Raw genomic sequence first — 18101 nt, 5'->3', positions numbered from 1 at the left:
GCTAATCGCGGTCTGTCTTCTTTGAAGGTACGTCGATAGACGTTTTTCTTATCATAGGGTCATTGTCGATATCCTTCTGCTCAGCCAGCTTGATATTGCCAAGGAAGGTGGACACCCGGCGCAGGTATTCACGCGAGTGTTCGCGGAAGATCAGCTCGTGGTGGCTGCCTTTCACAATCCAGACGTCCGAATACGGATTAGTCTGGTTGGAGGCAAGCTTCTCCGCGATTGGATAAGGCGCCTTCTCGTCCTCCGTCCCGTGGATAAAAAAGATCGGGAACGGATAATCCTCTTTTTTGACCTGCTGGTATGGAATCTGGTTCAGGCTCGTGCCGTTCAGTACCGGGAACAGCAGCTGCAGAATTTCCAGCGACGGATGCCGCGGCAGGTCGATCTGATTTTTGATGTTATGGTACAGTGTATCCGGCTCGAGCAGGAAGGTGCTGTCGAGAATCATGGCGTCGACATCCTTCGTCTGCAGTCCGGCCTGAAGGGCGGTGCCAGCGCCCATCGAGAAGCCCCATACTACGATCTGCTTCGCCCCGCGCTGCTTGGCCAGATCGATGGCCCCCAGCAGCTGCTGGGCTTCCACCTTGCCGCCCGTCGCGACGGCTTTGCTGTTCTGGGAAGCGAAACCGTAATCGAACATAATGACGTTAAAATTTAAGCGGTGGGCGAAATGCGCCAAATCGTACATCGGAATCCAGGTTTCCTCCCGGTTGGCGCCGTACCCGTGACTGAACACGATCGTCTTGGTTGATCCTGCGGCTGGAATGTACCAGCCCTGCATCATCCGGCTGCCGTCATGGGCCGGGAAAGTGATGTCCTCGTATTTCATGGACTTGGCCTGCATCGGATTGGAGTACAAGGGGGCGACTGTCGGATTGGACAACACCCAGGCGATGTAGGCATGCAGCGCAATGAAACAGAAGAGCAGGAAAAATACAACAGACAAGAGCAGTGCCACCAAAATATGCTTAAAGCGAATCATTCGCGTAGATAACGGTAATGGTGTATCGGGCAGGGGGCGGGGAAGATGTACGTCGTTACGGGATGTCATGTTCATGCGTGCCCCTCCTTATAAATACTTTACTATATTAAGTTTAACTTCCGGGCTTCGTTTACGAAACATATAAAATTTTACTCTATATCCTATGCAAGCCTGAGGTCAAAGTCAATCCGGGGCGGACAATTGTTAGACAATTGTAATAGTGAACCGCTCCATAGTTCACCTGCCGGCTACCCTTGTCCTCCTGATGCGGACATGAGCATAGAGTGCCCGGCGGCATGAGCTTGCACATGCAGAGGGGCACCCGGTGGTGCGCGAGTGCAGCGAAGCCGGACATTGGCACTAGCTACGTATTGGCGTCTTCTTGCGAAAGGGTCAAAGAAGAAAATATAGACTTTATCCGGCGAATTTCTTATAATTTATGTAACCATGTTTCATGTGGTGAAACATTTGAGGGGCGGGATCGGAATGGAAGACCGCAAATTAACGGTTCGTGCCGTTGAACGGGCACTGGATATATTGATGTGTTTTACGCAGAACAGCGAGCTGGGACTGACCGAAATCGCCGGAATGATCGGACTGCACAAGAGCACCGTCCATCGGCTGATGACGACTCTTGAAGAGAAGGCTTTCGTCGTCCGCGATGCGGCGACGGAAAAATACCGGCTTGGTATTAAAGTATGGGAGCTGTCGACGCATTTATCGCAAAGCGACGATCCGGCGGTGCTGCTGCTGCCGGCGATGGAGCGGTTGCGCGACCGGCTGGGTGAGACGGTCAGCCTGTACCTGCGGGACGGGAAGGACCGTCTGCGGATTCAGGCGGTGCAGAGCAACCAGGCCATCCGGAGGGTGGCGCAGGTCGGGGCGCGCCTGCCGCTTACGGTGGGAGCGTCGAGCAAGGTGCTGGTGGCGTTTGCCGCGCCTGCCGATCAGGAGGAGCTCCTGAGCGATCCGGATTGGGCAGAGCTGGTGAAGGGCGGCAGCTATGTGCGGCAGCTGCAGGACATCCGTGAGCGGGGCTATGCGACGAGCATCGAGGAGCGCGAGCCCGGCGCCGCCGCGGTGGCGGTGCCGATCGTGAACCGGAACGGCCACGTCGCCGCTGCCCTGTCCGTATCCGGCCCGGTGAGCCGGCTGTCCAGCGAAACGCTGAATGAGTTTGCTCCCGTGCTGATCGAAGCGGCGCGGGAAATGGGGCTGATGATTCCGTAAACGGACGTAAGCCCACTGAGGTTGTGAACGGATGAAGAGAATAAGAAAACAAACTGTCTGCGTCATCGTTATAGAGAAAGCCCGTCATACCGGGGAAATCCGGTATGGCGGGCTTTTTTTAGATTATAGAATTTATGAATTAGAAATCAATGGCATCAGTGAAGTCAGTGAAATCAGTGCTCGATATGCTCTTCAAACCAGCGTACGATATGGGTCAGCCGGCGGGTGCGCAGATGCGGATTGCCGCTGCGGGACAGGTTGTGGTCGGCTCCCGGAAAACGGATGAACTGCGCTTCCTTGCCAAGGCGCTTGAGCGCCACGAACAGCTGCTCCCCCTGCTCGATCGGGCAGCGGAGATCCTGCTCCCCGTGCAGGATCAGGAGCGGCGTGTTCACCTGCTTCACGTAAGCGATCGGGGAATGCTTCCACAGCTTCTCCAGATCGTCCCACGGATTGCCCCAAATCTGGTCCTCGGTAAAATAGTACCCGATATCGCTGACGCCGTAGAACGACACCCAGTTGCAGATCGAACGCTGGGTGACGGCGGCTTGGAACCGGTCGGTATGCCCGACGATCCAGTTCGTCATGAAGCCGCCGTAGCTGCCGCCGGTGACGCCAAGCCGGGAGGCGTCGATGTAGTCATAGGCGGACAGGACATAGTCCACCGCATCCATCAGGTCCTGGTAGTCGCGTCCGCCGTAATCGCCGCGGACCGTATTGACATGGGCCTGGCCATACCCGTGGCCGCCGCGCGGGTTCGTGTAGAACACGGCAAATCCGGCCGCGGCGAGCAGCTGGAACTCGTGCATGAACGTGCAGCCGTACATCGCCTGCGGTCCGCCGTGGATTTCCAGAACGGCCGGCACCTTGGAGCCTTCCTTGAAGCCGACCGGCTTCATGATCCATCCCTGGATCGGCCAGCCGTCCGAGGCTTCGAAGCGGAAGGCTTCCGGCTCGCTCAGCACAAGCTCGCTGAAGAGCTCCTTGTTGCAGTCGGTCAGCCGTGTCTCATCACCGTTTGCCATGTCAAAGGCAAACAGATCTCCCGGATGAAGCGTATCTGCGGAAGCGAGAATCAGCCTGCCTTCCGGTACCAGGGCGAACTGGTAAATTTCCCGGTCGCCGCCGGCGATGATCTCGGAATCGGAGCCGTCCAGCGCAAAGCGGGCGACCTTGACACCGCCGTCCTCGCTCAGCTGCAGGAAGACATACTTGCCGTCTTCACTAAAGACGGGCGGACTGCCGGCTCCCGCGCGCATATCGCCAACGCAGGCGTGTCCGAGCTGTACGTCCCGGTCCTCATAGCAGGCGCGTGCCTCGCCGCCTTCAGCGGGAATCAGATAGATGCGCGTCAGCGTGGCAAAGCCGCAGTTCAGGTCGTCGGCCAGCATCAGGATATGGCTGCCGTCCGGCGTGTAGGCGATGGACCCGATGCTCAGGCGCCCATCCGTCAATTGGCGGACGTTTCCGCCGTCCCGCTCCGCCACGAATAAATCGTTGGTCAGGCGGAGGTCCGGATCCGGGAAGGAAGCGGAGGCATGTGTGGCGGTATAGATAATGCGGCTGCCGTCCGGCGACCAATTGAACGAAGACACATCGAAGTCGCCCGAAGTGACCGGCGTACATACCGAAGTGGCAAGATCGTGAACGAACAGATGCGTTCTGCGGTCATTCCACAGCCCGGCGCCGTCGGCCTTGTATTTTATACGATGAATCACTTTTTCGTCTGGCTGTTTGTCCTTGCCGGCCTTCTCCGCTTGGGCTCCGGAGTCCGCACCGACGGCTTCATCGGCCGAAGGAGCCTCGGCGCGGAGCAGAAGGGCGCTGCCGTCGGGCGCCCATTTGAAGGCGCTGACGCCGTGCTTCAGCTCCGTTACGGCCTGGGCTTCACCGCCGTGCGCGGGCATGACCCAGACTTGGCGGGCATCGCCCTTCTTGCGCAGAAAGGCCAGCCTGGAGCCGTCGGGAGACCACGCTGGCGAGGCGTCCTGCTCGCCGGCGGTAAAGGCGGTATCCTCCCGTCCGTCCGGCGAGATCAGGCGAATATGGGAGGTGTAGCCCCCATGCTGGTCGTTAACGGTTTTCGATATGTACGCGACAGCGCCGGTCTTGGGGGATACGGCAGGGTCGCTGACCCAATGCATCCGGTACAAGTCATCGGCGGTAATGGGACGTTTTTCACTCATGGACAGGGCCTCCTAAGCATGAAATTGGAATAGGTATGAAGCAATCAGATTCTAAACCACATTATCCCAGAGTTCCGGCGGGAAATCCATCCGCGGATCCGCGCAGGAGGGGAGAGCGTGACCACAAATCCACACATCCCAAACATCCCAAACATCCCAAACATCGATGGGTTTACCAATCTCAATAGGAAGACACAAAAAACAAGCCCCTTGATCCGGTTCAAGGGGCTTGCCGTGTATCTTAAGTGGCGTTATTAGCTGGCGGGCGTCTAAGCCATCTAGTGTCGGGGTTCCCGCTGCCGGCCGACGCCTTATGTCCGGTCATTTCTGTTTGTCGATCCAGTTTGCGATCGTATCGATGATTGCCGGTGTCACGTTGGAGGGCTGTGCGTATTCCGAACCGGTAGAGAGGCCGTCATATTCGGCAAGCAGATGGTTTACTTTCGGGAATGACTTATACTCCACATCGGCGCGGCCTTTTAATGCTTCCTTCCACTGCTCAAATTCATGCATCGGTACCTGCCAGTCGTTTTCGCCCTGCAGGATGAGCATCGGGCCGCTCTGCGTTTTGGCTAATTCGGCTGGCTTGTAATCCTTCTTATCGTACCACCAGTAAGCCGGTGGAATCGGAAAGCTCTCCGGCAGGTGGGAGACCGAGTACTGCGGGTCGTCCAGCAGCTTGGCGGCCTGGGTCCACACGACTGCCTGCTGCTCGTAAGGCGCAGAATCCTGACCCAGCTGCTTCACGCGGGAAACCAATTCCGCCTGCTGCTCCACGGCAACGTCGATGAAGGAAGAGCTCGGGCCTGAGAGCAGGATGGTGCCGGCGATGTTCCGGCCAGCATTGGCATCGGCATCCACGATGAGCGGCATCGCATACCCGCCTTGACTGTGCCCCGCCATGTAAATCCGGGCGGGGTCGACGCCCGGGGTTTGGGTCAGCAGCTTCACCGCCGACAGCGCATCGTCAACCGTCTCTTCTTTGACGGTTAATTTCGGGTTGGCGGCGATTTTAAAGGTATGCTCAAACGTGACCTTGTCGTAGCGCAGGACGGCGATGCCTTTGGTGGCTAATCCCGCCGCCAGGTCGCGGAACGGCTTGGCTCCGCCGATGGAGGTGTCCCGGTCGTTCGGACCGGAGCCGTGTACGAGCACGACGGCAGGGAAGGGTCCTTGGCCCTCAGGCAGGGTCAACGTTCCGGGAAGAGCCCATTCCCCTTCGCCGATTTGGACCTCCCGCTCGGTATAGGCCTCCGGATGATCATAGGCCGGTGGCCGGTATCCTCCCGCCGAGACCGGGCCGATGTTCAGATCGTCCACCAGGCGGTCTGCATTCAGGCGAAGGGTGATCTGAAGCGGTACGGCCGCCGTCTGCAGCGTGTATGCCACATTGTGGTGGACGGCGTTGTCGCTTTCCTGCTTGCCGCCTACTGACGATACTTGGCCGTAGACGCTCTCGTAGTTCTTCCACAGGCCGCCCAGCGTTTGAGCGGGCAGGGACTGCTGCAGGGCGGGGCTCATGACCTTGGCCGCCTCAGCTCCGTTCCCGGCCCGCAAGGCCTGAAGGAACAAATCGGCATGGTCGGCGGCTTCAGAAGGGCCTTCGGCGCTCTCTGTGCCGCCCAATGCTGCCGACAGGAAGGCATCCGGAGCCATCGCCTGTTGGCCGGTAATCCGGACCGTTCCTCCGGCCGGCACGGTTTTGCCATTCAGTACGGCGGTGGAGCGCCCGATCGTCAGTACCAGCTTCGTACCTTCTTTTGTGACGGTCACCGAGCGCTGATTCGGGTCCCAGCTGACTTGGGCGCCCAATCGAACTGCGGTTTCGCGAATGGAGACGTAGGATGCGGCGTCCGGAGTTTCGGCAGCAGCCGCTGCAGGGACAGACAGACTGATGGCCGTCAGGGAAGCAGCAGCCACCGCGCTTAGGGTTCGTTTCTTTTTCATAAATATTCCTCCTAAAGGGGATATCCCCGAATGATAATATGACATATCGCGTTCCGGCGGGTTAACTTGCAATTCGGGCAGCGATGATGATCACAGCTAAGATACCGACCAGGAAAATCCAGGCGCCGGGTCTGCCGAAGTTGACCGTCCAGCCGATGCCCATACGTTTTTCCACGAACAGGGCGGGGTCCTGAGGATTAAAATAAACATTGCCGAGCTTCCAGTATTTGTCATCATTAACGACATGCGTTGCCCCGGAACCGGAAGATGGACCGCCGATCCGCCGTCCCCCCTGGCCGGTGGAAAAGGCCAGCACGATGGCCAGCACGACGATCAGAATGGGCATCATCAGGCTGACAAGCATCATAACCTCCCGGCTCAGCGGATAGATCATGTTGTACTGAACGAACGAGAACAGCAGCACCATCATGAGGCCGGCCGCGACGTTGAACATGGACCATCTGCGGCGGAAGGCGGCGTTACGGCGTACCGACTGCTGCGGATTGGCCGGGTCAAGCTGCTGCTTGCTGCGGAGAATCGACCAGTTCGTGGTCATAAAGATCCCGATCATTACAAGCTGCATCAAGTTCAGGCCGAGAACCGTCCGGTACGATTTGACCGCCGTTCGGGTCACTTCGCCCTGCCAGTTGAACTTCATGTTCAGCGTGTCGGGGATTTTATCGTAGTAAGCCAGGGCGAGGGCGGCGCTGATCACGGCAACGGCTCCATGGATCAGAAACCATTTATTCGACCAGACCAGCTTGTTCCCGCTGCGGAATGACGTATCCACGGCCACGACGGAAGGGTTCAACGTCTCCGGGGGAAGCGTGGCTTTGTACCGTTTCATTTTCGTATAAAAAATCAGATTGATGACTGCCGAAGCGGCGATCAGCAGCACTACAAATCCCGAGATGATAGAGGGCTGCTGCTTTTCCGGCACAGTCAGCATGGCGAGGAGGCAGGCGATCAACAACACGCCATATGAGACTGAGCTGGCCCATACATACTGCCTGCGCATGCGGCGCAGCGGAGCGCTGTGATACACGGCTTCGCTGACCGATACGCCGAAGCTGACGGTTTCCCGCGTCAAATAAGGCATGCAGATCAGAGACAGCGACAGGGGAACGAACATGGCGATCAGAAACAAAACGGATATCCAGTACATTAGGCATTCTCCTTTGGTTCTTGGGTGATTTCGTCGTAAAAGCTTTCCACAATCCGCAGCAGCTCCGTTTTATCCATGCCCCGGCAAATGGCTTCGGCGATGACGGGTCTAAGCTGAGCTTCCTGTTTGTGTTGATAATCAGGGGTGATTCCCGGCATGCCGTCGGGGTTCACGACAACCCCTTTTTGCCGGTGAATTTGAATAAATCCTTCCTGCTTGAGCAGCGTGTAAGCCTTATTGACGGTGTGCAGGTTCACGCCGATATCTGAGGCAAGGCTGCGGACGGAGGGAAGATACTCGCCCGGGGCCAGCTGTTTGCTGGCGATCCCTTCGATGATCTGATTCATGAGCTGTGTGTAAATGGGCACGTCGGACTGCATATCCAACCGGATAATCAATGATGAGCCCTCCTTTCATCAACATGCTGCGTAGTTCAAATTTATTGTTAGATTATGAACATCTGTTATACAACAAATATAACAGATGCGCGTACGATTGTAAATAGTTCACCAACCCAGTGCACGTGTGATTGAAATAGTTCACCAAACTAGCGCACGTATGGTTATAAATGTTTCACCAAATTCATGGACGCATGACTGAAATCAGTTCGCCAAACTAATGGACATATCGTTGTAAATAGTTCGCAGAACCATCGCGCGTATGACTGTAATTAGTTTTCGGAACTATTTTGACATAGTACCTTGCAATGCAAAGTACCTGGTGTTATTATGGTGACGAAGGGAGCGGACAAACGAATGGAAATGTCGGAATGGACTTCACAGGTCCGCAGAGGCATCCTGGAATACTGCATTTTGCAGCTTATCGCGAAGCAGCCGAGATACGGATACGAGCTTGTGACGCTGCTGGATCAGTGGGAGCCGCTTGCCGTGACGGAGGGAACGCTCTATCCGCTGCTTCGGCGGCTGCTAAAGGATCAATACATCGAATCGTTCTGGAAGGAATCGGAGGCAGGACCGCCGCGTAAATATTACAGCCTTACCCCTACGGGGCACCGGCTTGTGGAGATGATGTCTGCGGAATGGAACAAGATCAGCCGGAGCGTCGATCAAATTCAAATCTATGGAGGAGAGATCTTATGATCAGCCCATATGGAAGGTCTTATTTAGAGAAATTGAACAAGTACTTGGAGAAGCTTCCCGATGAAGAGCGGATGGATGCCGTTATGGAAATCGAGAGCCATATTGCAGAGGGTATCGCGAACGGGCAGCCGGAGGCGGCGATCCTGTCGCGTTTGGGCGATCCCCGCAAGCTCGCCAAGGCGTACCGGAGCCAGCACTTCGTCGAGGGGCATCGGAGCGGATCTTTCCGCGATATTTTGGCTATGGCGTTGTTCTACTGCACGACAGGGCTGCTGAGCATCATGGTCATCCCGGTCCTTGCCGTGATTGCCTACGGCTTTGGCTTTTGCACACTGTTGATTCTGGCCGCGGGCCTCATCCGCACTTTCGGTGCGACTTGGATCAGCATGGGCGTACCCGGTATGGAGGTCCCGACGGAATACAGCATGGTGGTCGCGGCGATCGTTGGCGCCATCATTGGAGGGATCGCATACTTCAGCTGGGTAGGTCTTAAAAAGTATATGGCTTTTTTGTCCACCCAGTATCGAAGATCACTGCCGGGCGGCCGGGTGTCGGCATAGGTACTTGCAAATGTTAACCGGAACAGAGAAAGACCGTACGCATCATGTGCACGGTCTTTCTAATTTATACAGCTGATCGGCGTGATGGTGATTCCGCCTGGCGCCCGACTAGCAGGGACCTTGGTGCATCAGCGGTTCTGGCTGATTTTCTCCTGCAAAATCTCTTGAAAGCTCCTATTCTTGTCCGCATCTTCCTTCACCGGCCGGTTAACGGGCTGCGGCTTAGGGTAAGACGGATGATAGGGCATGATGCCGTGCATATGGATCATTCTGCAGGCCTCCTAATGCCAGGGATTTTGAAACGGATTTTCGTGAAGCAAGTTTAATTAAGTCTGATCCGAAGACGCAAAGTCCGTCACGGGGATTGTGTATCTTTTTTACCCTGTTGCTAGGTAAATGAAACATCAGATGACGTAGTGTCATCATCCCGGAATCGTGATTGGCGAACCGCCCCAGCTGTTGTAAAATTTAGTAAATCCAAACGAGGGGGAAATTATGAGAACCGCTTGCGCTCTAATGATCTTGTTTGTCCTGGCATTGGGAGGCTGCAGCAGCAGCGAAAAGGAGGATGAAAAAAAGTTCACCGTGGAGGATTTGGGCATCGTCAGCAAGGCGGATGGACGAAAGGTGTATTATGGAATGAAGCAGGCGGACGCTGAGGCCGTATTGGGACAGGGCAAACAACGGGCGAACGGCGTGTTCGAATACGGCTTGGGCATCGAAGCAGCTTATGGGGAGGGCAAGCTGGTTTACCTTAGGGTCGGAGAGGAAGCAAAGGATCATTATAAAACCGCCTTGAATGCCGAGATCGGCATGACGAAAGACGAGTTCGAAAGCATTTATGGAAACGTTCATATGCCAACCTCCCCCGATGCGCCATTGACTTATGTCTTTAATATGAAAAAGCGTATGTTCCTGGAGAACAATGCACCCAAAAACGATAAAGCAGCCCAAAACCTTCTGCTCTTCCACGCGATGGAGTACGACGGAATCGTGGATACGATCGCTATCATCGACAGTTATTCAACGTCTCATAGTATCAAAGAATAGGGCTGTATTATCAAAAAAACACCCCGCAGCGGTACCGAGCCAACTCGGTCTGCGTGCGGGGTTTTCTAGTAAAGGATACGTATCGTTAGGCGCCCTGCGAGGGGCGCTTTATTTCGTTTCAATGATCATCGGCACGAGCTCCTGCTTGTCCACGTCCACCAGCCCGAGGTCGGTGATTTTGGCCTGCGGAATGACCGGCAGCGTGACCATGATCATGCGGTGAATCGGGTTTTTGCCGGGCAGGATCTCGGCTTGGATCGCATCGACGAATTGATTGATTTTCGGCGCGAGCACCTCGCCCTCCTCCAGGCTCATCAGTCCTGCGAGCGGAAGGGGCAGGAAAGCGACAACCTCTCCGTCCTTCACGGCGATCATGCCTCCGCCGCGTTTGCGCAGTTCATTGGCGGCAATGACCATATCCGCCGTGCTGACGCCGAGCGCCGCCAGGTGATGGCTGTCATGCGCGACCGTCGTCGCCACCGCGCCTTCTACAACGCCGAATCCGGCCAGCAGTCCCAAGGCCTTGTTGTTGTTCACCCCATGGCGGTTCCACACCGCAACACGGTTCAGCGGGCCTTTGTGGCCGTCATAGGCTTCGGGAACGAGCTGGCCGTCCTTCACGGGCAGCACCGCTTCGATAAAGCCGGTAGGCACACCTGGTTTAAAATCATATTCGATGACCCGCACGCGAGCTTCCGATGCATTCGGATCGGCAACGGTCAGGCGCAAGTCATCCTCGCGGATTTCCGACAAATGCACCGTTTGCAGGTATTCAGCCGGTGGCTCCAAATGCTGCTGACGCTCGATCAGCGCACCGCCTTCGACGATATGCTTCCCGCCGATCCAGACGTCCGAGACGTTCATGGTCTCCAGGGCGTCGACCAGGACGATGTCGGCCAGCCGGCCCGGCGCCAGCGCACCGACGTCCTTGCGGTTCAGGCGGTTGGCTGCGTTCAGGGTGGCGTACCGGACCGCATCCACGGCCGGGATGCCTTCCTCGATCGCACGGCGGACGACATGGTTGATATGTCCGCGTTCGATCAGGTGGGATGCCAGGACGTCGTCCGTGCACAGCGTCACGTTCGGCAGGTAACCCTTGCCGACGATGGCTTTGGCCACTTCTGCCATGTTAAGCGAGAAGGAGCTCTCGCGAATGTCGACGATCATGCCGGCACGAAGCTTGGCGATGGCTTCCTCTGTGGTCCGGCATTCATGGTCGGAGTCGGGACCCGCGACCAGGTAAGCGGACAGGTCGCGCCCGACGACGGTCGGCGCGTGCCCCTGCGGGATTTTGCCGGCGCGTTCGTTCGCCTCCAGAATCCCCATCATACGGGGGTCCTCATGAATGACCCCGTGATAGTTCATCACTTCCGCTACGCCGTCGATGCCTTCCCAGGCCAGCATGCGTTCGATGACTTCCGGCGTAAAGTCGGCGCCCGCGGTTTCAACCGCCGGTGCGGACGGCACGCAAGAAGGAGCGAGCGTCATGACGCGGAGGTCAAGCTCGCGGCTGGCGTCCACCATGTAGCGAACGCCGCCTTCGCCTAGGACGTTGCCGATCTCATGGGGATCGGTCACGATCAGGGTCGTGCCGTGCGGCAGCACTACTTCCGCATAGTGTGCGGGAGTGAGCATGCTGCTCTCGATATGCAGATGCGTATCGATCAGGCCGGGAATGGCGAATTGGCCTTTTCCGTCCACCACGCGCTCTGCTTCGAGCTCCGTTACGCCCGGTTCCGTAACGTGCACGATGGTGCCGTCCGCGATTCCGATGGCGGCTGGATAAATCTCTCCGGTAAACACGTTCACGAGCTGAACGTTATTCAGTGCCAAGTCTAATGGTCGATCGCCGCGCGCGGCGGCAATAAGGTTGCGGTTCATGCTGATCGGTCTCCTTTATCCTTAGATTATTTTAGCCAGAGGTAATAAACGAGCGGTATGCAGAGAATCCAGAGGCCGATATGAATATCGCGGATTTTGCCTGCAAATACCTTAATGATGACGTAAGACAGAATGCCGAATACGATCCCGTTCGCCAGGCTGAACGTCAGTCCGGCGGAGATGACGGTCAGGAGCGCCGGAAGGGATTCTTCCCATTCGTCCATATCGATATTCTTCAGCGTCCCGAGCATGGACAGGCCGATGATGATCAGCGCCGGAGCGGTGGCCGCGCTCGGAATAAGCAGAATAATCGGCGTAATGAACAGGGCAAGCAGGAAGACGATCCCTGTCGTTACAGCGGTCAGGCCCGTGCGTCCGCCGGCTTCCACACCGCTGGCCGATTCAATGTAGGTAGTGATGGTGGTTTGTCCCATCAGCGAACCGCCAACCGTTGCCAGCCCGTCCACAATAAACGGCTTTTTGATATCCGGCAGGTTGCCTTCCTTGTCCAGCAGATTGGCTTTTGCGCCGACCCCGAGCACGGTGCCCATGGTCGAGAAAAATTCACCCGTGAAGAACGTGAACAGCAGCGGGAAAAAGGCCAGCTTGAGCGCGCCCGGAATATCCGCCTGGAACATGATCGACGACGGATTCGGCGGCAGGGAGAACAGATCTGCGAACGAATGCGGCAGCTTGGTGATGCCCATCGGAATGCCGATCACTGATGTGATCAGAATGCCGAGGAAAACGGCTGCTTTCAGCTTGCGGGCCATCAGGCCAAGAATAATGACCAGTCCGATCACGGACAGCAGCACGGTCGGCGAGTGCAGGCTGCCCAGCGTCAGCGTGCCGGTTTTGTTCTGAACGATCAGCTTGGCGTTGGAGAAGCCGGTGCCGATGATGAAGAGGCCCACGGCTGCGCCTATGGCGTGCTTGATATTTTTAGGAATAATCTTGGAAATCGTCTCACGCAGACCCAGGAAGGTCAGCAAAAGGAACAGGACGCCTGAAATAAAGATCATGCCGAGACCCTGCTGCCAGGTCGCCAGGCCCGCAGCAACGATGCTGTAGGCGAAGAAGGCGTTGCCGCCCATGCCGGGTGCTACCGCAAAGGGGCGTTTGGCATACAGGCCCATGATGATGCTGAAGAGGCCGGACGCCAGCAGCACGGTGACCATAACGGCCCCTTGATTCATTCCGGCTGCTTTCATAAGGTCTGGCTGAACCACGATGATGTAGGCCATCGTTACAAAGGTGGTCAGACCGGCAATGATTTCGGTTTTGACATTCGTGTTGTATTGGCTCAGTTTGAAAAAACGATCCAGCCAGGAAGCATTCGTCTGATTCATGATGACTTGTGGACTCCTTTACTTGTTGTATAGTCGTTTCGCGTCCTGTAACTATAACATGCATATTTTGAAGCCGTCAAAGCTAAAGGCGAACTTTGTGCAAATAAACAAATAAAAATGTTCGTATATACAGGTGATCCGAAGGCCGCAGAATGAATTTTTTGGAAGTGTCTATGGAAATTTGACGACTGCAATGCTATGGTAATATACAGTTTGTAATGAGGATCACGAAAATGAAGAAAAACAAGAAAAATCCGGATCGCCGGAAGCAGGATGGGAGTAAATCAGCCATGTTGATGACAGAACAACTGATCCAGTGGCTGGGCAGCTTTGGAGCCGATGAAGACGGCGGAGTGACCCGGCTTTTATATACGCCTTCCTGGAAGGAGGCGCAGGAAGCTTTAGCGGGCAAGATGGAGGAGTTAGGTTTGAGCGTGCGTTATGACGACGCCGGCAACCTGTGCGGACGCCTTCAGGGAACGGAGGGGAGCGGCTCGTGCATTTTGACGGGTTCCCATGTCGACACGGTACAGCGCGGAGGCAAATACGATGGGGCGTATGGCATCGTCGCCGGCATGGCGGCGTTGTCCCGCCTCCGGGAGCAATACGGCATGCCGCGGACAACGATTGAGGTCGTGGCGTTCTGCGAAGAGGAGGGGAGCCGGTTCCCCTACAATTATTGGGGCTCGACCTTTATGACAGGCACCGCCACATACAGGGATGTCGAGCATGCGCTGGACGCGCAGGGAGTGTCTTTGGGACAGGCTATGAAGCAGGCGGGATTCGGCCCCGGGACGCAGGGCCAGGGTCCCCGCAGCGACGTGGAGGCCTTTATCGAGCTCCATGTTGAGCAGGGCGCGATTCTGGAGCAGGAGGGCAGATCGATCGGCATCGTGGAGCAGATCGTCGGCCTCCAGCGGTATACGATCCATGTCCAAGGAGAGGCGAATCATGCGGGCACGACGCCGATGGCATACCGGAGGGATGCGGCCCGAGCTGCGGCCGCGATGATTACGGCCATCATGGACCGGGCCGAGGAGCTGGGCGCTCCGCTGGTGGCGACGGTCGGCCAGATGGAGCTTCACCCGAATACGCCGAACGTCATCCCTGGAAAGGCGACGTTCACGCTGGATGTGCGCCACCCAGACGGAGATCGGCTTGAGGAGGCATGCGACAGCCTGCTGAGTATCGTTGCGGATGAAGCACGGGAGCGGGGCGTGGAGGTGTCAACGGAGCGGTGGATGAACGTCGCCCCGATCGGCATGGATGCCGGACTGACCGGCATGATCGAGGACATCTGTATCGATCAGGGACGGTCTTATCGGCGGATGCCCAGCGGAGCCGGTCATGACGCGCAGATCTTTGCCTCGCACTGCAAGACGGCCATGGTGTTCGTCCCCAGCCGTCAGGGCATCAGTCATTCGCCGCTGGAATATACGGAGCCGGGGCATTTGGAGGAAGGGGTTCAGGTGCTGACCGAACTGTTGCGCCGGCTGGCGTACTGAACGGAATTGATGAGAATAGATGATGAACTGACCCGATCATAGGGAAGAGAAACGGTATTCCTTCCATGCAAATAAAGCCCCGCAGGCCATGTCCATGGCACTGCGGGGCTTTACTATTTAACGATAATTATTGGTTGGCGATCATTTGACGCAGCACGGTTTGCAGAATGCCGCCGTTGTGGTAGTAATCCACGTCGACCATGCTGTCCAGACGGGCCGTTACCGGGAATTCGAACTTGGTGCCGTCTTCGCGTGTAGCGGTGACGGTCAGGCTCTCGCCCGGCTTGATTTCGTTGCTGAGTCCGACAATGTCGAACGTTTCGCGGCCGGTGAGGCCCAGGCTGCTCCAGCCATGGCCTTCCTGGAACTGCAGCGGAAGCACGCCCATGCCGACGAGATTGCTGCGGTGAATCCGCTCAAAGCTTTCGGCGATAACGGCTTTGACGCCGAGCAGGAACGTGCCTTTGGCCGCCCAGTCGCGGGAGCTTCCCGTACCGTATTCTTTACCGGCAATAACGACCAGGTTCTGTCCGTTGTCCTGATACTTCATGGAAGCATCATAGATGGACACGACTTCGTCCGTAGGCAGGTAAGTCGTAACGCCGCCTTCGGTGCCCGGCGCCACTTGGTTGCGGATGCGGATGTTCGCGAACGTACCGCGCATCATGACCTCGTGGTTACCGCGGCGGGAACCGTAAGAGTTGAAGTCCTTGCGTTCAACGCCGTGCTCCTTCAGGTACAGACCTGCAGGGCTGGTCGGCGAAATGTTGCCGGCAGGGGAGATGTGGTCCGTCGTGACGGAGTCACCCAGCAGGGCAAGCACGCGTGCGGACTTGATATCCTCGATGTCGGCCAAGCCGTTTGCGAGATTCTCGAAGAACGGAGGGTTCTGAATGTACGTGGACTTGTCGTCCCACTCGTACAGCTCGCCTTCCGGAACCGGAATCGCATTCCAGCGCTCGTTGGCGGTAAACACGTTCGCGTATTTGCGGCGGAACGCTTCAGGGCTGACGGACAAGCCGATCGCTTCTCTGATTTCCGCGGAAGTCGGCCAGATATCTTTCAGATAAACAGGCTCGTTGTTTGGATCGTAGCCGATCGGATCGTTCTGCAGGTCGATGTTGACCGTACCTGCCAGCGCATAAGCAACTACGAGCGGCGGCGAAGCCAGGTAGTTGGCTTTGACCTGAGCATGCACGCGTCCTTCAAAGTTACGGTTACCAGACAGTACGGCAGCGACGGTCATGTCGTTGTCGGTGATGGCCTGGCTCACTTCGTCCGGAAGCGGACCGGAGTTCCCGATACATGTAGCGCAGCCATAGCCTGCTACGTAGAAGCCGAGGGCTTCGAGCGATTCAAGCAGTCCGGCTTTTTGCAGGTAATCGGTAACCACGAGGGAACCCGGAGTCAAGCTGCTCTTCACGTATCCCGGTTTCTTCAGGCCGCGTTCCACGGCTTTCTTCGCCAGGAGACCTGCGCCAAGCATAACGCTTGGGTTCGACGTGTTCGTACAACTGGTGATTGCGGCGATGACGACCGCGCCGGTTCCCATTTCGCTGGTGGAGCCGTCTTTGTGCTTAACTGTTACTTTTTCTTCAATCTTGGCATCGCTCAGGCCGTATCCGCCTTTTTCGATCGGCGTGCGGACGATGTCGTTGAAGGCGTCCTTCATATGAGTCAGCTCGATGCGGTCCTGCGGACGTTTCGGTCCGGCAAGGCTCGGTACGACCGAGGCCAGGTCGAGTTCGATGATGTCCGTAAATTCAGGATCTTCGGTTTCCGCGGTGCGGAACATGTTCTGTGCTTTGTAGTAGGCTTCTACCAGAGCAACCTGCTCATCGGTACGGCCGGTGTTGCGCAGGTAAGCCAGCGTCTCTTCATCGACAGGGAAGAAGCCGATGGTTGCGCCGTATTCCGGTGCCATGTTGGCTACCGTTGCGCGGTCCGCGAGGCTGATGTTGGCCAGACCCGGTCCGAAGAACTCGACGAATTTGCCGACAACGCCTTTTTTGCGGAGCATTTGGGTAACGGTCAGCGCAAGGTCGGTCGCCGTAGCGCCTTCCGTCAGGCTGCCTGTAAGTTTAAATCCGATAACGTCAGGCGTTACGAAGTAAAGCGGCTGTCCGAGCATGCCCGCTTCGGCTTCGATCCCGCCGACACCCCAGCCGACAACGCCGAGGCCGTTGATCATCGTAGTATGGGAGTCCGTACCAACGAGGGAGTCCGGATATACGACCGTTTCTCCGTCGATTGTCTTGGTCGCCGCCACGGATGCGAGATATTCCAGGTTGACCTGGTGAACGATACCTGTTCCCGGGGGGACGGCGCGGAAGTTGTTAAATGCCGTTTGGGCCCAGCGCAGGAAGCGGTAGCGTTCCTCGTTGCGCTCAAACTCCACTTGCATGTTGTAGTTGAGGGCGTCGCTGGTACCGAACGCATCAACCATAACGGAGTGGTCGATAACGAGATCGACCGGAACGAGCGGGTTGATCTTCTTCGGATCCCCGCCGGCTTTCTTCACGGTGTCGCGCATAGCCGCAAGGTCGACGACGACCGGTACGCCGGTGAAGTCCTGCAATACGATACGGGCCGGAATGAACGGGATTTCCTTGTTATCGTCACGTCCTTCATTCCATTTGGCCAGCTGTGATACATGCTCCTGGGTAATGGCACGTCCGTCGAATTGGCGGACAGCGGCTTCCAGAAGCACCTTGATGGAGAACGGAAGCTTGGAGATGCTGCCGAGTCCCTGCTCCTCAAGAGCCTGCAGGCTGTAGTAACGGTAGGTTTTGCCTCCGACTTCCAGACTGCGGGCCGTGGAGAATTGATCCTTTGCTGTCATTACATGTACCTCCTTGATCGTAATTCGGTTCCTCTGCTTACTGTGGTTCATCAAATCAGTCATCATTCAGGTGGCTTGGGTGAGAGCGATAAGGGCGATCACTTTGCCGTTCCTTGTTTCACTAGATGAAACATAATTTCAAAATAGTGAGGTTCGCTTTTAGTATACCGTTTACAAGCCGGGGAGTAAAGTACTTTTTGCGTCTATTTATATGAAGAGACCGAGGCGGCAAAAGAACGGGAAAACGTTCCCCCGATCTGCGCCGGGACTGGTTCCGCGCACTGCGGGACGGAGT

The 18101-nt window shown here is 56.7% G+C and carries 14 protein-coding genes; 5 read left to right on the top strand and 9 right to left on the bottom strand.

The genetic code is table 11. From position 1 onward, the window contains the following. Window position 1: 1 nt before the first annotated feature. Window positions 2–1066, bottom strand: a complete 1065-nt coding sequence (locus IAE55_RS32710) for an alpha/beta hydrolase (protein WP_145138100.1) — start codon at window positions 1064–1066, stop codon at window positions 2–4. Between the two features lie 411 nt (window positions 1067–1477). On the opposite strand from IAE55_RS32710, the gene IAE55_RS32705 reads away from it, so the two are divergent. Continuing rightward, entirely contained in the window at window positions 1478–2221 is a 744-nt protein-coding gene (locus tag IAE55_RS32705; protein ID WP_105444338.1) for an IclR family transcriptional regulator, read from the top strand. A 173-nt stretch (window positions 2222–2394) separates the two neighbouring features. Here IAE55_RS32705 and IAE55_RS32700 read toward each other — a convergent pair whose 3' ends face one another. From IAE55_RS32700 to IAE55_RS32685, 4 genes are all read right to left on the bottom strand, one after another. Next, on the bottom strand, window positions 2395–4407 hold the full coding sequence (locus IAE55_RS32700; RefSeq protein ID WP_200634891.1) for an alpha/beta hydrolase family protein: 2013 nt from the start codon (window positions 4405–4407) through the stop codon (window positions 2395–2397). Between the two features lie 321 nt (window positions 4408–4728). Further along, the gene (locus IAE55_RS32695) at window positions 4729–6354 is read right to left on the bottom strand and encodes an alpha/beta hydrolase family protein (RefSeq protein WP_200634890.1); all 1626 of its coding nucleotides are present in this window, start codon (window positions 6352–6354) and stop codon (window positions 4729–4731) included. A gap of 61 nt (window positions 6355–6415) precedes the next feature. Beyond that, window positions 6416–7519 carry a DUF1648 domain-containing protein gene (locus IAE55_RS32690; RefSeq protein WP_200634889.1) on the bottom strand — a complete coding sequence of 368 codons (1104 nt, stop codon included), beginning with the start codon at window positions 7517–7519 and terminating at the stop codon, window positions 6416–6418. Further along, window positions 7519–7917 (bottom strand): GntR family transcriptional regulator, encoded by a 399-nt coding sequence (locus tag IAE55_RS32685; RefSeq protein WP_152399258.1) that lies wholly within the window; start codon window positions 7915–7917, stop codon window positions 7519–7521. The genes IAE55_RS32690 and IAE55_RS32685 overlap by 1 nt, the downstream gene beginning before the upstream one ends. Before the next feature lie 357 nt (window positions 7918–8274). Between IAE55_RS32685 and IAE55_RS32680 the strand changes: the two genes are divergently transcribed. Both IAE55_RS32680 and IAE55_RS32675 read left to right on the top strand, forming a co-directional pair. Further along, on the top strand, window positions 8275–8619 hold the full coding sequence (locus IAE55_RS32680; RefSeq protein ID WP_105444336.1) for a PadR family transcriptional regulator: 345 nt from the start codon (window positions 8275–8277) through the stop codon (window positions 8617–8619). Next, complete coding sequence (locus tag IAE55_RS32675; protein WP_200634888.1) at window positions 8616–9179, top strand: DUF1700 domain-containing protein; 564 nt, start codon at window positions 8616–8618, stop codon at window positions 9177–9179. Before IAE55_RS32680 ends, IAE55_RS32675 begins: the two co-directional genes overlap by 4 nt. A gap of 128 nt (window positions 9180–9307) precedes the next feature. Here the strand turns inward: IAE55_RS32675 and IAE55_RS32670 are convergent, their stop codons facing one another. Beyond that, window positions 9308–9448, bottom strand: a complete 141-nt coding sequence (locus tag IAE55_RS32670) for a hypothetical protein (protein ID WP_163882826.1) — start codon at window positions 9446–9448, stop codon at window positions 9308–9310. A 226-nt stretch (window positions 9449–9674) separates the two neighbouring features. Between IAE55_RS32670 and IAE55_RS32665 the strand changes: the two genes are divergently transcribed. Next, window positions 9675–10229, top strand: coding sequence for a hypothetical protein (locus IAE55_RS32665; RefSeq protein ID WP_200634887.1), 555 nt, complete (start codon window positions 9675–9677; stop codon window positions 10227–10229). A 108-nt stretch (window positions 10230–10337) separates the two neighbouring features. Here IAE55_RS32665 and ade read toward each other — a convergent pair whose 3' ends face one another. Both ade and IAE55_RS32655 read right to left on the bottom strand, forming a co-directional pair. Next, entirely contained in the window at window positions 10338–12110 is a 1773-nt protein-coding gene (ade, locus tag IAE55_RS32660; protein ID WP_200634886.1) for an adenine deaminase, read from the bottom strand. Between the two features lie 26 nt (window positions 12111–12136). Next, window positions 12137–13459, bottom strand: a complete 1323-nt coding sequence (locus IAE55_RS32655; protein WP_145026504.1) for an NCS2 family permease — start codon at window positions 13457–13459, stop codon at window positions 12137–12139. A 290-nt stretch (window positions 13460–13749) separates the two neighbouring features. Between IAE55_RS32655 and allC the strand changes: the two genes are divergently transcribed. Beyond that, window positions 13750–14964 (top strand): allantoate deiminase, encoded by a 1215-nt coding sequence (gene allC, locus IAE55_RS32650; RefSeq protein ID WP_200634885.1) that lies wholly within the window; start codon window positions 13750–13752, stop codon window positions 14962–14964. 127 nt (window positions 14965–15091) lie between these two features. On the opposite strand, the gene acnA is transcribed toward allC, so the two are convergent. After that, window positions 15092–17806, bottom strand: coding sequence for an aconitate hydratase AcnA (gene acnA, locus IAE55_RS32645; RefSeq protein ID WP_200634884.1), 2715 nt, complete (start codon window positions 17804–17806; stop codon window positions 15092–15094). Between the last annotated feature and the right edge of the window lie 295 nt (window positions 17807–18101).

The sequence above is a fragment of the Paenibacillus sp. S28 genome (assembly GCF_016624415.1).
Classification (GTDB): domain Bacteria; phylum Bacillota; class Bacilli; order Paenibacillales; family Paenibacillaceae; genus Paenibacillus_AQ; species Paenibacillus_AQ favisporus.
This window is presented reverse-complemented; position numbering and strand designations above follow the sequence as displayed.

What these genes read in the sequence shown, in the direction of transcription:
- IAE55_RS32710 (WP_145138100.1), bottom strand. Translation starts at nt 1,066, where the DNA reads ATGAACATGACATCCCGTAACGACGTACATCTTCCCCGCCCCCTGCCC.
- IAE55_RS32675 (WP_200634888.1), top strand. Translation starts at nt 8,616, where the DNA reads ATGATCAGCCCATATGGAAGGTCTTATTTAGAGAAATTGAACAAGTAC.
- IAE55_RS32695 (WP_200634890.1), bottom strand. Translation starts at nt 6,354, where the DNA reads ATGAAAAAGAAACGAACCCTAAGCGCGGTGGCTGCTGCTTCCCTGACG.
- acnA (WP_200634884.1), bottom strand. Translation starts at nt 17,806, where the DNA reads ATGACAGCAAAGGATCAATTCTCCACGGCCCGCAGTCTGGAAGTCGGA.
- IAE55_RS32665 (WP_200634887.1), top strand. Translation starts at nt 9,675, where the DNA reads ATGAGAACCGCTTGCGCTCTAATGATCTTGTTTGTCCTGGCATTGGGA.
- IAE55_RS32670 (WP_163882826.1), bottom strand. Translation starts at nt 9,448, where the DNA reads ATGATCCATATGCACGGCATCATGCCCTATCATCCGTCTTACCCTAAG.
- IAE55_RS32700 (WP_200634891.1), bottom strand. Translation starts at nt 4,407, where the DNA reads ATGAGTGAAAAACGTCCCATTACCGCCGATGACTTGTACCGGATGCAT.
- IAE55_RS32655 (WP_145026504.1), bottom strand. Translation starts at nt 13,459, where the DNA reads ATGAATCAGACGAATGCTTCCTGGCTGGATCGTTTTTTCAAACTGAGC.
- IAE55_RS32680 (WP_105444336.1), top strand. Translation starts at nt 8,275, where the DNA reads ATGGAAATGTCGGAATGGACTTCACAGGTCCGCAGAGGCATCCTGGAA.
- ade (WP_200634886.1), bottom strand. Translation starts at nt 12,110, where the DNA reads ATGAACCGCAACCTTATTGCCGCCGCGCGCGGCGATCGACCATTAGAC.
- allC (WP_200634885.1), top strand. Translation starts at nt 13,750, where the DNA reads ATGTTGATGACAGAACAACTGATCCAGTGGCTGGGCAGCTTTGGAGCC.
- IAE55_RS32705 (WP_105444338.1), top strand. Translation starts at nt 1,478, where the DNA reads ATGGAAGACCGCAAATTAACGGTTCGTGCCGTTGAACGGGCACTGGAT.
- IAE55_RS32690 (WP_200634889.1), bottom strand. Translation starts at nt 7,519, where the DNA reads ATGTACTGGATATCCGTTTTGTTTCTGATCGCCATGTTCGTTCCCCTG.